The organism is Alteromonas sp. 07-89-2 (genome assembly GCF_013113925.1).
GTDB classification, from domain to species: domain Bacteria; phylum Pseudomonadota; class Gammaproteobacteria; order Enterobacterales; family Alteromonadaceae; genus Alteromonas; species Alteromonas macleodii.
Window position 1 is genome coordinate 39,249 of record NZ_VTYM01000031.1, and the last position, 13,761, is coordinate 53,009.

General features: G+C 43.7%; 9 protein-coding genes. 5 read left to right on the forward strand and 4 right to left on the reverse strand.

Features of this window, described 5'->3' with window-relative positions; genetic code table 11:
• Positions 1-4 precede the first annotated feature (4 nt).
• Positions 5-823, forward strand: a complete 819-nt coding sequence (locus tag F0261_RS17285) for a thioredoxin family protein (RefSeq protein ID WP_061486537.1) — start codon at positions 5-7, stop codon at positions 821-823.
• 253 nt (positions 824-1,076) lie between these two features.
• Here F0261_RS17285 and F0261_RS17290 read toward each other — a convergent pair whose 3' ends face one another.
• On the reverse strand, positions 1,077-2,528 hold the full coding sequence (locus tag F0261_RS17290) for a DEAD/DEAH box helicase (RefSeq protein WP_171338539.1): 1,452 nt from the start codon (positions 2,526-2,528) through the stop codon (positions 1,077-1,079).
• Between the two features lie 722 nt (positions 2,529-3,250).
• Between F0261_RS17290 and F0261_RS17295 the strand changes: the two genes are divergently transcribed.
• Positions 3,251-4,576: a mechanosensitive ion channel family protein gene (locus F0261_RS17295; protein WP_171338540.1), complete on the forward strand. Its 1,326-nt coding sequence runs from the start codon at positions 3,251-3,253 to the stop codon at positions 4,574-4,576.
• Positions 4,577-4,624: 48 nt separating this feature from the next.
• Here the strand turns inward: F0261_RS17295 and F0261_RS17300 are convergent, their stop codons facing one another.
• Both F0261_RS17300 and katG read right to left on the reverse strand, forming a co-directional pair.
• Complete coding sequence (locus tag F0261_RS17300) at positions 4,625-5,110, reverse strand: hypothetical protein (RefSeq protein ID WP_041449868.1); 486 nt, start codon at positions 5,108-5,110, stop codon at positions 4,625-4,627.
• 212 nt (positions 5,111-5,322) lie between these two features.
• Positions 5,323-7,623, reverse strand: coding sequence for a catalase/peroxidase HPI (gene katG / locus F0261_RS17305; protein WP_171338541.1), 2,301 nt, complete (start codon positions 7,621-7,623; stop codon positions 5,323-5,325).
• A 514-nt stretch (positions 7,624-8,137) separates the two neighbouring features.
• Between katG and F0261_RS17310 the strand changes: the two genes are divergently transcribed.
• Complete coding sequence (locus F0261_RS17310) at positions 8,138-8,734, forward strand: porin family protein (protein WP_014949483.1); 597 nt, start codon at positions 8,138-8,140, stop codon at positions 8,732-8,734.
• 84 nt (positions 8,735-8,818) lie between these two features.
• Here the strand turns inward: F0261_RS17310 and F0261_RS17315 are convergent, their stop codons facing one another.
• Positions 8,819-10,561 (reverse strand): PAS domain S-box protein, encoded by a 1,743-nt coding sequence (locus F0261_RS17315; protein ID WP_171338542.1) that lies wholly within the window; start codon positions 10,559-10,561, stop codon positions 8,819-8,821.
• Between the two features lie 253 nt (positions 10,562-10,814).
• Between F0261_RS17315 and F0261_RS17320 the strand changes: the two genes are divergently transcribed.
• Positions 10,815-13,031, forward strand: a complete 2,217-nt coding sequence (locus F0261_RS17320) for a VTT domain-containing protein (protein WP_014980278.1) — start codon at positions 10,815-10,817, stop codon at positions 13,029-13,031.
• Entirely contained in the window at positions 13,019-13,729 is a 711-nt protein-coding gene (locus tag F0261_RS17325) for an endonuclease/exonuclease/phosphatase family protein (RefSeq protein WP_171338543.1), read from the forward strand. The genes F0261_RS17320 and F0261_RS17325 overlap by 13 nt, the downstream gene beginning before the upstream one ends.
• Positions 13,730-13,761 lie beyond the last annotated feature (32 nt).

Sequence of the window (13,761 nt, forward strand, 5' to 3'; positions counted from 1 at the left end):
CCGTATGCAAAAAAATTTCATTACTCGCCGAGCCCCCTTTTTTAGACAGTGCCTGAACATTGCTGTCCTAATTGCCATTTTCACCACGTTAAATGGCTGTGTAAGTACTCAAAATGAAAGTCCTTACACTTACGCTCCGTCTGCATCACCCTATCAAGATGTGGTCAATGCACAGCAGCGAGCTGTGGAACAAAGCAAATTACTTTTGGTTGTACTGGGTGCTCAGTGGTGCCACGACAGTACTGGCTTAGCTGAGCGTTTTGCGACAAAGGAAATGGACCTTATTCTACGCGCTCATTATGAAACCGTATTTGTTGATGTGGGAACACTTGAAGACAGAAGAAATATAACCGAGCGATTTGACTACCCCATTTATTACGCCACACCAACGGTAATGGTGGTTGAACCTAAAACCAGCGCATTGTTAAACAGAACGTCAATGGATATATGGGGGCGCGCTGACAGCATTCCCTTATCGGAGTATATTCAGTATTTCTCTCGCTTTCCTGCAATGACAACTGCGCAAAAAGCCCCGTTTATTAACTGGGAAGCGACAGATGAAGAAGAAGCTTACAATAAAGAGCAAGCACTCAGATTACAAAGCGCTTATGACAAACTGGGTCCGCTACTTGCGCTAGATTTACAAGGTAATACCCCACAAGGGCTTAACGAGCTATGGAAAGAGACCAAAGGGTTTCGCACTGAACTGCAAAAAACGCTGATAAAGCGCGCCGAGCTTACGTTAGATTCTGAGAATGGCAACGGAGTCAACACCACGCCAGCATTGCGACATTACAATCCGTTTTCGTGGGAACATAATTAGGGCCTGTTGACCTTTGGTGTACGAATTTTGGTCTAAATGGAAGCCTTTTAATCGCGAAACAGTCCTGCAAGCCTAGCGGGCGAAGTTAAAGGACTGTGACAAAGAGTAAAAGGCTTCCATAACGACCCCTTCGGGCAGCGCCTTTGTGCCATCTATACTGCGTTGAATGTTCTCGATTTAGAACCAATTAAAAAGGGCCTTTCCAACGGCCCTTTTTTAATAAACTCGGTTTTATGAAGCGCAGTTCAACTGTTTACGCTTTTGCCCTGTTTGACGCCGTATTATTAGTGGTGCTATTTGACGGATTACTTCTGCGCTTAGCTGGTCGTTTAGCGGCACTTCCTTCACTTCCTGAGCGTCTTCGACCTGCAGGCTTTCCACCGCTATTGTTGCGCGAATCCGGTTTACCTGCGCGCGGATTACCATTTCCGCTACGGTTGCCTTGACGTTGACCCGTCTTTTTATTCTCGCCACTTCGTTTACCTTCGCTGCCGCTTTCACCTTGTGGTGCTTTCGGCTTTTTCGGCTTCTTGGGCTTTTTAGGCTTAGAAAGCGTGGTAACAGGCACGGCTTGCTGAGGTTCGAAACCTTCCAACGTTTCACGAGGAAGCAGCTTTTGAATCAGCGTCTCAATATCTTTCAGGTTTTGCAGTTCTTCAGCACATACAAATGACCACGCCTGTCCACTAGCGCCTGCGCGCCCTGTACGACCAATTCGGTGAACATAATCAGCTGCCGTATTGGGTAAGTCTAGGTTTACAACGATAGGCAATTCACTAATGTCGATACCGCGTGCTGCGATATCGGTGGCTACCAGCACTTTAATTGCGCCATTTTTAAAGTCAGCAAGCGCTTTAGTTCTCGCTCCTTGGCTTTTATTACCGTGAATAGCGGCACTTGGAATTTTTGACCGAGTTAGCTTTTCTGCAATACGGTTAGCACCGTGTTTCGTGCGGCTAAACACTAACACCTGCTCCCACTTCTGCTGTTTGATCAGACAAATAAGCGCGGTCGTCTTTTTAGATTTATCAATGGTCACTAAGTGCTGCTGAACCGCTTCTACCGTGGTATTGGCTGGCGCGGTTGAAATACTTACAGGGTTGCGCGTTATTGTTTTCGCCAGTGCAGTGATTTCATCAGAAAACGTGGCTGAAAACAGTAAGCTTTGACGCTCTTGTGGCAATAGTTTTAGTACTCTCTTAATGTCGTGAATAAAGCCCATATCAAGCATTCTGTCGGCTTCATCCAATACCAACACTTCAAGCTGAGAAAACTTAACAGCGTTTTGCTGGTAGAGGTCAAGCAATCGTCCAGGCGTAGCAATTAACACATCCACACCTTTACGCAGCTTCATCATTTGAGGATTAATCCCTACACCACCAAATACCACAGCAGTTTTTAACGGCAAAAACTCGCTGAACGCTCTGATGCTCTCTTCTACCTGAGCAGCAAGTTCTCGTGTGGGTGTTAAGATAAGTGCCCGAACATTGTTGCCAGATACAGGTTGTCCTTCCATCAATCTCTGTAAAATAGGAAGTCCAAATCCTGCAGTTTTCCCTGTTCCCGTTTGCGCAGCTGCCAACACATCCTTTCCTTGCAATACTTCTGGTATTGCCTTTTCCTGGATTGGTGATGGTGTACTAAATCCTCGTTTTTCAATAGCTTTTAACAAGGGTTCAGCGAGCCCTAATTGGGTAAATGACATTAATAAACTCCTGTCATAGGTATTTATAAAAAATTGCATACCGCAAAGGTATAAGCGTTAGTGCTTTATTGCTAACCGTGGGGGTTATAGATTACTGGGAAAACCTAAAGAGATACGCCATTGCCAACTTGGCTTATTGGTGTTTGACATCAAGAAAAGAACGTAGGTGTTTACTCTTACAAATTGCGCGCGGAGTCTACCACTAAAAGCCGAAAGCCACCAGCGCATTTTTTGTTCAAAATCTAGTTGAGCTTTCCTGACGTTTCACTTAATAAGTTCCGATTTACATAGCATAACAGCAAGGGAAGTTTCATCGGCTTTTCGCACTAAGGGAATGGTCTTAAACCGTACTGTCTTCCCTCATTTTTAGGAGAGATATTGTTATATTTATATTTTTATCAAAACGATAAATATCTATTTAATACGAATTTTGCGACCTAGAAACGTAAACTTTTCAAGTAACAGAGTTTAATTGTATTTATCAATACCTTAAGACATTTAGCTTTTAAAAGTGTGCGTTAAAAAAACAAGTTAAACAGGACTCTTCTACGTAAAAACACCTCAAAACCTTTGAAATTAAAGTCAACTTGATAGCCAATTTCTGTTGGATAGATAAAAAAAGCTTTACCATATTTGTTATAACAGATAAAAAGCGCGCAGTTATTCCACGCTCAAATTACATCCACGCTGCTGCAGTGTGGTAAACAAGTGAAGTAGAAAACATGAATGTTGATAGTTTAACCCAGCACTTTGAGGAAAAGTTGGCTTTAGTCAAAGCATCGGTGATGTCTGACAGCTTTGTTATCCAGCTTACAACAATCGCAATTATTTATTGCGTTGCGTTTTTGCTTGCACGACAAGTAAAAAAGCCATTTAAGTTTACCCGAGAAAAGCCACAGCAAGGCGCACATACTATGCACGGCTTTTTATACAATCTGGGTGAGGCACTATTCCCGCTTATCACCATCAGTATGCTAAAGCTTACTACCGTGTTGGGGGCGCAATTTCAGTTTGATGCATGGCTATTGGAAATAGCCGTTGTTGTAGCACTAATGCTGTTTGTTAATTCCTTGATTAATGGTTTTGTCGAAAACAACACCATTGCAGCGTTTATGCGATGGGTGGGTTTACCTATCCTATTTTTACACTTAGTTGGCGTGCTTCCGCTGATAACTTCAGCATTGGAGTCAATGGCAATATCAATCGGCAATGTTGAAATTTCAGCATATGGCGTAACAAGAGTGTTGTTGTTTGGTGGCTTGCTGTTCTGGCTAGGCCGCAGCTCGAATGCCATTGGTCAAGATATTATCCGAAACCATAAGTCGCTCGACGTTTCTACCAAAGAAGTGTTCGCAAAGCTGTTTGAAGTTGCCCTGTTCTGTGTGGTGTTTCTTTTATTGCTTAACGTCATGGGAATTAACCTTACCGCATTAGCCGTGTTTGGTGGTGCAGTAGGTGTGGGTTTAGGCTTAGGTCTGCAGTCCATCGCATCAAACTTCATCTCGGGCATCATTATTCTATTGGATAAATCGTTGACCGTAGGCGATTACGTTGAATTGGAAGACGGGCAGAAAGGTATCGTCAGAGAATTTAAAATGCGCTATGCCGTATTAGAAACTTATGACGGTAAAGATGTACTGGTGCCTAACGAAAAGTTTATCAGCTCCTTGCTAATAAACTGGACACACAAAAACCAAAAACAACGTTACCGCATCGACTTTTCTGTCGCCTATAAAACTGATATCCGCGCGATGGTAGAGATTATTAAAGAGGCTGTATCAGAACACCCGCAGGTGATCAGTGGCGATGATGTTCCATTTGAAGAGCTGCCTGACTGTGAAATAGATAGCTTTGGCGACTCTGGCGTTAACATGTTCGTTGAGTTTTGGATGGAAGGGGTGGACGATGGTAAAAACCGCGTGGGTGGCGATTTGCTGCTTACTGTGTTTGAAACATTACGCGAGCACAACATTGAAATACCGTTCCCTCAACGCGAAGTAAGGGTTATCAACGAACAAGGCATTGGTATTCGAAATACCACACCATAGCTAAACTCGCTCATGACATGAGCGCTTTCAGTCATTCCTTCGCGCTGGCTAAAACCTAGCGCGAAGCGTATCCCATTGCCACTCTTGGGCAGACAGACCTAACGTCTGAACAAACTTTGCATAGTCTTCTTTGCCCATCGCTGACGCTACGGTTTTTAATTGAGATTTGGCTTTTATTGCTTTTACCTGCAGCAACTCCAATCGCTTATCGGCACTTGAATCGAAGTTTTCACTGATGATTGCATTCGCTTTATTGGTCGCTTCCCACGCTGTAATAACATAGCCCACCAGCTTTATGTAAACACCCACCATACGCTTTCGCTCAAATATGTTCTCAAACAGTGAGCCGGATAACGACTTTTGGAAACTGGCCTCTGTTTCTAAGGCAACAAATTGCTCGGCGTTCTTTAGCTCATTCAACACATTGTGTAAAAGCTTAATGTGGACGTGCGTATTAAGTGCGTCGACGTGAAGTGCATTAATATCGTCGCTTAGCATTTCTAAATTGACCAACGTTCGTTGAAGACTAGCCATTGTGGTAATTGTCTGTAGAAGCGAAAAATAAAGGTTCAGTGTATCGAATTAAAGATGGGTTTGCGATGGTCTCGCGGGCGTTTTCATCACATTAAGAATTCATAACACAACTTATAGAAATCAATTAAAAAGGGCGCGGAAGCGCCCTTTTAGTTTTTATGTCTATTGAGAATTAGTTGTTAAGCTAATTCGCGATAGCAGTTATATCGCATCTATTTACCCAAGCTGGCGTTTAAATCGTGACGTAAATCGAATCGGTCTAGCGTCATCACTTTGGTCCAAGCGTCGACGAAGTCTTTAACAAAACGGCTTTTCGCGTTGTCGTAAGCATAAACTTCGGCCACTGCACGCAGCTCACTGTTTGATCCAAAGACCAGGTCTACAGGCGTACCTGTATACATAACTTCACCAGTATTTCTGTTTACACCTTCATATACCGACGGGTTATCTGTTTTTCTCCACTTAACGCCCATATCAAGAAGCGTTACGAAGAAATCGTTGTTAAGCGTGCCTACTTTGTCAGTAAATACACCGTGGTTAGTGCCACCTGTATTTGCTCCCAATGAACGCAGACCACCAAGCAAAACAGTCATTTCTGGTACCGTTAGATTAAGCTGATCGGCTTTGTCTACCAGCATGTCGGTTGGCGAACGATAGCTAGCTTCTGCGTTGTAATAGTTTCTAAACGCATCGGCTGTTGGCTCTAACAATGAAAACGAATTAACGTCTGTTTGCTCTTGCGTAGCATCAGTTCGACCCGGAACCACTGGCACAGTAACCTTGACGCCAGCATCTGCCGCTGCTTTTTCAATTGCTGCCGCGCCGCCAATCACAATGAGGTCAGCAAGAGATACTTTCTTCTTAGAAAACATGCGTGAATTGTAGTCTTCTTGCATCTCTTTAAGCTTAGAAACAACGGTTTGAACGGTTTCAGGCTCATTGGCTTCCCAATTCATTTGCGGTTCAAGGGCAATACGAGCACCGTTCGCTCCACCGCGTAAATCAGATGCTCGGAAGCTAGATGCTGCCGCCCATGCTGTTTTCACAAGTTGCTGAACGGTTAAACCACTGTCTAAGATGTCAGCTTTAAGTTTCTTAACGTCTTTATCAGAGATCGCTTTATAGTCAGCTTTAGGCACTGGATCTTGCCAGATGAAGTTCTCTTCTGGGATATCGTTACCCAAGTAACGTGCCTTAGGACCCATATCGCGGTGAGTTAGCTTGAACCACGCTTTGGCAAATGCCGTTTGATACTCTTTGGGATCCGCTAAGAAGCGCTCGGCAATTTTTCGATACTCTGGATCATACTTAAGCGCCAAGTCAGCTGTAGTCATCACAGGAGGATTTTTCTTACCTTCTACGTGCGCATCTGGTACTGATTTATGAAGTGATTCATCGGTAGGGATCCACTGGATAGCGCCGGCAGGACTGCGAGTTTGTTTCCACTCAAAGCCCAATAAGTTTTGAAGATATAGGCTCGTCCATTTAGTAGGTAGCTGTGTCCAAGCACCTTCCAAACCGCTCGTTACTGTGTCTTCTGCATTGCCTTTACCGCAATTGTTCTTCCAACCTAGTCCCTGCTCTTCTAAGCCTGCACCGCCTGGCTCAGCTTCTAAACAATCAGCAGGCTTGTGTGCGCCGTGCATTTTTCCAAATGTATGACCACCCGCTATTAGGGCAACGGTCTCTTCATCATTCATCGCCATACGGCCAAATGCAGTGCGAATATTTTTCGCAGATCCCATCGGATCAGGCACACCTTTAGGGCCTTCAGGGTTAACATAGATCAAGCCCATGTGCGTTGCCCCCAAGGGGCGCTGAAGCTTACCGTCGCGCTCTTCACGATCGCTCGCAAGCATTTCCACTTCTGGGCCCCAATAAACCATGTCAGGTTCCCAGTCGTCGGTACGACCACCCGCAAATCCATAGGTGTCAAAGCCCATGTTTTCCATGCCTACGGTACCCGCAAGGATCATTAAGTCGCCCCAAGATAAACTTTCACCGTACTTTTGCTTAATAGGCCAAAGCAAGCGACGCGCTTTATCAAGGTTTCCGTTGTCTGGCCAGCTGTTCAGCGGATCAAAACGCATTTGACCACCGTCACCGCCGCCACGACCATCTAGCGTACGATAGGTACCTGCACTGTGCCATGAAAGTCGAATGAAGAAAGGACCATAATTTCCGAAGTCGGCCGGCCACCAATCTTGAGAAGTAGTGAGTAGCTCATTAACATCTTTTTTTACTTGGTCGAGATCTAGCTTGGCGAATGCCTTTGCATAACTGAAATCATCACCTAGTGGGTTTGAGCGATTATCGTGATCTCTTAACGGAGAGAGATCGAGCTGATCAGGCCACCAAAATTGATTATTTTTCGCTTGAAAAGCTTTAGCAGTGCCCGTGCCTTTAGCACCAGCAGGCTTACTAATTTGATCGTTGGCAATAGCCCCAGTTGCACCAAGCGATAGGGCAACAAGTACTGATACTGTGTTTTTTTTAAACCTGTTTATAGTCATGGTCTTTTCCCGTCTGAGTTTGTTGTAGTTACCAAAGCGTGAGTGCGAATCACACCACTAGTTTGTTAACATTTTGTTTACCTCATAAGCAGTTAAAAGATAGACAGGCTTAGAGAATATTTACAGTTGATAAAATGAATTCAACTGATTAGAAAATCCAATCAATGAAAAGTTTATTAATTTCAATGTCTTAAAAACCCAGTTCACTTTATGATGTAAACGACTGTCGCTCAGTAGAACTATGTAATGCGGACAATGAGCTGGATCTGTGAATCTCTTTCAGAGATTGGGAAATTTTTTCGCTTCTTGAAGAGTGAAACTTTTCCATACTTTCTATAAGTGGCTAAATAACCAACTAAAAAGTGCCGGTTTATGTAAAGTTTTCATCTAATTGAAATACATTCTGCAATTTCTACCATGGCACAGCAATTGATACAGAGATGATGCAATTAAAGACGCATTAACTTCAGATAAGAAGTCGATGGAATGTTAAAGAAGTAATGAGGATGAACTTATGAAAAACACACTTAAGACACTTACCGGACTTGCAGCTGTTGCCTCTATCAGTGCTATGGCTTCATTCGGTGCGCATGCTCAATCAAATCAAATTGAAGCAAAAGACAGTGGTTTTTATGTAGGTGGTAATTACGGTTACCTACGCGTTGAAGGTGAAGATGACTTTGACGATGACAAAGATGTTTGGCAAGGCCTTGTTGGATATAAATTCAATGAGTGGATTGCAATTGAAGGTGGTTACATCGATTTTGGTGATTACGGTAACGACCTAGCAGGTGCTGAAACAGACGGCTACACAGCGGCGATCAAGGGTATTCTTCCATTAACAGAGCGTTTTTCTCTCTACGCGAAAGCAGGTCAACTTTGGTCAGAAACCGAGTATAACTTTGCTGGCGTTTCACGTGATAACGATGACGAAAGCTTGTTTGTAGGCGCAGGTTTAAGCTACGCGATTACTAGTAACTTTTTAGTAAACGCCGAGTACACTGTTTATGATACAGAGCTTGATGCAGACGAAGCGTTTGATGACATCGACGACACCGATTTTGAAACTGATCTTAAGCAAGCCAGTATTGGTGTTGAGTATCGTTTCTAAGACATTGGTTGCCTCACGTTTAACAACGTGACTTAATGAGAATGCTAAAGCCTTGGCAACACAGCCAAGGCTTTTTACTTTTTGCTACCCATCTATTTTCTGGATGAGCTGCGCCAGTTCCTCAATTTTTGACACTGTCGTTTTAACTAAGTTGTCAATTTCATTGGATGAGGACTGGGAGTTACCTGCTAACGTTCGTACTTCATCAGCCACAACCGCAAACCCTCTTCCCATTTCACCTGCTCGTGCCGCTTCTATCGCTGCATTTAGCGCCAGCAAATTAGTTTGCTCAGAAATAGAATTAATTGTGCCCACTATATTACTTATAGTCTGGCTGGTAACCAGTAGCTCTTTCATAGAATCTTGAGTATCGTTCACCGCTTGTTTTCTAGAGGTGATATTAACGGCAAAAAAGACATAACGTGTTACTTGCCCGTTGAAGTTCTTAAGTGCGCTGATTCTCGCGTCAAAGGCAAGATAACGCCCAGCCACTTGAAACTCAGTAATTTTTGAAACAAAACCAGCACTCTCTAAAGTAGACTTATCCTCTGTAGAAAGACTATTCATTACCTCATTTGCAAATGATTCAGAGCTCATTACCCCGTTCAATGTGTCGCGTAGTAGTTTGTTTGCCTCAACGACTTCACCATTAGGCTTCATTTCAAGAAGAACAAGTGCACTGCCTATAGCTTTTAATTTGTTAGTAAAATCTAAAGCCATTTGCTTAACACGAGTAATATCAGCCTGAACCGCGATGAAGTTAACGAGTTTTTCTTCTTTGAAAACGGGGTTTATTGATAGTGAAGTCCAGTAAGGTGTACCGTCCTTTCTATAGTTAAGAATTTCATCATAAAATGCTTCGCGGTTTTTAATTTTTTGTCGTATCACATCCACAGTACGTTTATCGGTTTCCTCACCTTGTAAAAATGATCCAGGTTTCTTGCCTTTTACTTCGTCCAGCTCCCACCCCGTCAACCGGTAAAACCCGTTATTAACGTACTCTATGAGACCATCTGCATCAGATATAATAACGGCATTGTCTGTTTCGTTGGCAACCAGCGAAAGCATACGTTGTAATTCTCGCTGCTCTACTTCTTCTGTTACATCTTTAATAAATGCTGTGTAGAGGGTTCGGTCAGCCAGCCTTACTTTAGACAAAGACAGCCTGCCCCACAGGCTTTTACCGTCTTTCCGCTCCACTTTAACTTCGCGGCTGGTTCCGACAATTTTGTCTTGGCCTGTTTCTCTATTTGCGTTGACATAGTTATCATGGTTCGCTTGAATCGCCTGAGGCACTAACATCTTCACATTTTGGCCAATGACTTCATCTCTTGTATATCCCCATAGCTTCTCAGCGGATGCGTTGAACAAGGTTACGTTATTGTTTTCATCAATACACACTACAGCATCTAACGCTTGCTCTAATGTTTGCTCCACTATTTCGCGAGACTCTCGCTCTTCTGTAACGTCTCGAACGAAAGCGGTGTAGTGCTTCTTTCCTGCAACAATAACCTGAGATAAAGCAAGCTGAACCCAAATTCGCTCCCCACTTTTTGTTTCTAATTCGACTTCTCGCGAGCTACCAACGATTTTATTAACATTTGTTTGTCGATGAGAATTAACATAATCGTCGTGATTTGCTTTGTGTTCGTGGGGAACCAATAGTTTGATATTTTTGCCTAGTACCTCGTTTGGCGTATAGCCCCATAACTTTTGAGCGGCATCGTTGTAAAACGTAATGTTGTTTTTTTCATCTATGGTAACTACAGCCAAGATTGATTGAGCAAGCGCCTGTTTCGCCGCATTTTCCTTTGAAAAAAACTTCATTTACCTAGACCTTTTCGTTAAATTTTTTAAGTTATATAGAAGATCTTTCCCTGTTTTTCCAACTGTGAATATTAAACTCGTTTCACAGTGAAAATATTACACATTGCGAACTGATACATCTTACACACGATCTCAAAAACTCTAATTATCGATAAAAATCATTTACTTATATTTCTCATTCTTACGTTTTATAGAGGTACAAATTCTGCAACAGAATACAAATAGTGAAAAATGAATAAATAGGAAACGTCACATGCAATCAGGAAAGAGTGTATTTCAACCCGGTCAAAACTGTTGGGTAGAGAGCAAGGCTCGCTTTTCTACACCTTTGATAGATTGCGGAAACTATTATAAAGCCTTGCACAGCTCTATCGTTAAAGCTAAGCACAGTATCTTCATTGTTGGATGGGATATAGATAGCCGCATTCGTTTGCTGCGAGGCGACGACGAAGCGAACAGTGAAGCGCCGAGCGTAATAAGTGATTTACTTAAGTGGAAAGCTGAGCAAAATCCTGACATTAAAATTTACCTGCTACGTTGGGACTCATCACTAGCCTTTTTCGCGCAGCGCGAAATGTGGGCAAAGGAAGTGTGGGAAGAAAAAACTCCAGACAATGTGCAAACCGAGCTCGATGACACGATTCCGATGGGCGGAAGTCAGCACCAAAAAATTGTGGTTATCGATGATGAACTCGTATTCTCAGGTGGAATGGATGTATCTACTAACCGCTGGGATACTCGTGACCATCCCGTAGTTTCAGAAGAGCGTGATGGGCCTGATGGGGAGTATGGTCCTCTTCATGATGTGCAAATGGTATCAAGTGGACCTGTAGTAGCCGACTTTTCAAAATTGGTTCGATGGAGATGGCAGCGTGTTGCTGACTCTTCACCTATTGATATCCGCGAGGACGCGCGCATTGATGAAAATGCCCCGTTGCCTGATGCTTGGCCACAAGATTATCCTCCCCTTTTTGAAGACGTAGAGTGTGCACTTGCCAGAACAATTCCATTTATGGATGAGGTCGAGCCTGCTCAAGAGGTACGTCATATGCTGCTTGATCTTATCGGTGAAGCAGAGTCTGTAATCTACATTGAGAATCAATTTACAACGCGTCAGGAGATCGCTGAAGCGCTGAATAAGCAGCTCAAACTGAAACCTAATCTTTCGGTCATTATCGTAAGCTCCTACGAGCCAAAAGGTAAGTTTGAGTGCGAAGCATTTTGGGCAAGCCGCATAGAATTTAAGGAAATTTTAGAAAAAGGGATTGACCCTAAGCGAGTAAAACTGACTTATTCTTCAATTGAAGACATGCAAGGCCGCAAGGCATACAAGCGCATCCACTCTAAGGTGATGACCATCGATAACAAATACCTTGTTATCGGGTCATCAAACTTGAGTAATCGCTCAATGACGCTAGACACCGAAATCGACACGGTGTTGTTTGGTAACACTAAAGACAATCAGGCGTGTATTGAGCAAGTGAGAAACGACTTACTCGCAGAACACACGGGGCGTGATATTGATGCAATGCCAGCGTTATTCAGCAATGAATATCCGGTTGAAGCATTAATGCAGGATCAGATAGCACACGGCTACGTACTTACCGAAGTTCGCGATGAGGTGTTTACCGAACAATCCGTTAAGAATGTGTTCAGAGCGTTATCTGACCCTGAAGAACCCCTTATTTCGGTGCCAACCTTTGATGGAGCAGCTATGCCTGCACGTAACCCAAGACGTCGCAGTATTATGATTTTGATTGGTCTTGCCATCATTGCTGTTCTTGGCGGGCTTATGTTTTGGGCTAGCCAGTCCATACCATGGTTAAGTTCCGACAGCATTAACGCCTTTCTAGAGAAAAGTCGTGGAACCTACTTTGCTCTGCCTACCGTGTTGCTGGTTTATGTGGTCGGCGGCGTTTTATTCTTCCCGGTCACTGTACTGTCACTTGCTGTGGCTGCTATTTTTGGCCCTATATGGGGGCCCATCTACGGCATCATGGGAGCACTAATGAGCTCTGCAATCATGTTTGGAATAGGCAAGCTATCAGGCAACGCGGGGCTTAGAAAAATTGGTGGTCCAAAGGTAGCTGCCGTTGATGAAAAACTAAAGCGTAGCGGTATCGTTGGCGTCGCGGCCATTCGAATGTTGCCTGTAGCGCCCTTTAGCTTGGTGAATTTGGTAGCGGGTATCTCATCTATTGGCATTTTCCAGTTTTTAGTGGGGACATTTTTAGGCATGTTCCCGCCCATGATTGCGAAAGGGCTTGTGGGTGATTCGATAGCACAAATTTGGCAGAACCCTTCTGTGGAAACCATTAGCTATTTAGTTGGCGGTATCGTTTTATGGGGCCTTATGATTTGGGGCTCGCAAAAATTTGCCCGCTACTACCAAGCTCGAAAGGAGTCGGGGAATCAAGATACTGCCAGTGATAATAGTGACAAAGATGAGGTAGAGAAATGTGCCGCATAGTGACCTACAACATTCACAGCGGAATAGGTAGAGACAAAAAGCACGATTACAAACGCATAGGGCAATTCTTGGCAACCAGTGGCGCTGACGTGGTGCTGCTGCAAGAAATGGATACCCGTCCCTCTGAGCGAAGCACAGCACAGGACGTTAAAGATATCTGCGCTGAAAACACGTTTAAGCTCATTCCATCACCAGCCATTAGGGAATCTGATGGCTGGTATGGTAACGCCATCCTCACTCGCTTTGACGTGTTGGCGCACGATACACTGGATGTCAGCCAAAACGGGCGACAGCCTAGAAATGTTCAGATTGTAGAACTCAAGACGGAAAAGACACCGCTTACGGTGGTGAATACCCATAAGGGGCTTAAGAAGCTAGAACGTCGCTCACAGTTTTCTTTGCTTCATGAGCACCTTTCTTCAAGGATGCAAGAGAAGCAAATCCCTCTAGTTCTAGCCGGTGATTTCAACGAGTGGCAGTTTTTCTCAAAAGCGTTTAAAGCACTTAACGAATTGCTATTACAGCAAAAAGTGGGGGCAACATTTCCAAGCCACTTTCCTGTATTTGCACTTGATAGAGTATGGGTGTCTGACGACATCAAGGTAAAAGCGTGCAGAAAATTAAAAAATGCGAAAACTCGAATCTTGTCAGATCATTTACCTGTGCTTGTTGATATTGAACTGCCCCAGAACGACTAACCCAGTGCACTTTTGCACTTAACGGGTTGCAT

Coding starts and splice junctions, on each gene's coding strand:
- F0261_RS17320 (WP_014980278.1), top strand. CDS start 10,815: ATGCAATCAGGAAAGAGTGTATTTCAACCCGGTCAAAACTGTTGGGTA.
- F0261_RS17325 (WP_171338543.1), top strand. CDS start 13,019: ATGTGCCGCATAGTGACCTACAACATTCACAGCGGAATAGGTAGAGAC.
- F0261_RS17290 (WP_171338539.1), bottom strand. CDS start 2,528: ATGTCATTTACCCAATTAGGGCTCGCTGAACCCTTGTTAAAAGCTATT.
- katG (WP_171338541.1), bottom strand. CDS start 7,623: ATGACTATAAACAGGTTTAAAAAAAACACAGTATCAGTACTTGTTGCC.
- F0261_RS17300 (WP_041449868.1), bottom strand. CDS start 5,110: ATGGCTAGTCTTCAACGAACGTTGGTCAATTTAGAAATGCTAAGCGAC.
- F0261_RS17315 (WP_171338542.1), bottom strand. CDS start 10,561: ATGAAGTTTTTTTCAAAGGAAAATGCGGCGAAACAGGCGCTTGCTCAA.
- F0261_RS17295 (WP_171338540.1), top strand. CDS start 3,251: ATGAATGTTGATAGTTTAACCCAGCACTTTGAGGAAAAGTTGGCTTTA.
- F0261_RS17285 (WP_061486537.1), top strand. CDS start 5: ATGCAAAAAAATTTCATTACTCGCCGAGCCCCCTTTTTTAGACAGTGC.
- F0261_RS17310 (WP_014949483.1), top strand. CDS start 8,138: ATGAAAAACACACTTAAGACACTTACCGGACTTGCAGCTGTTGCCTCT.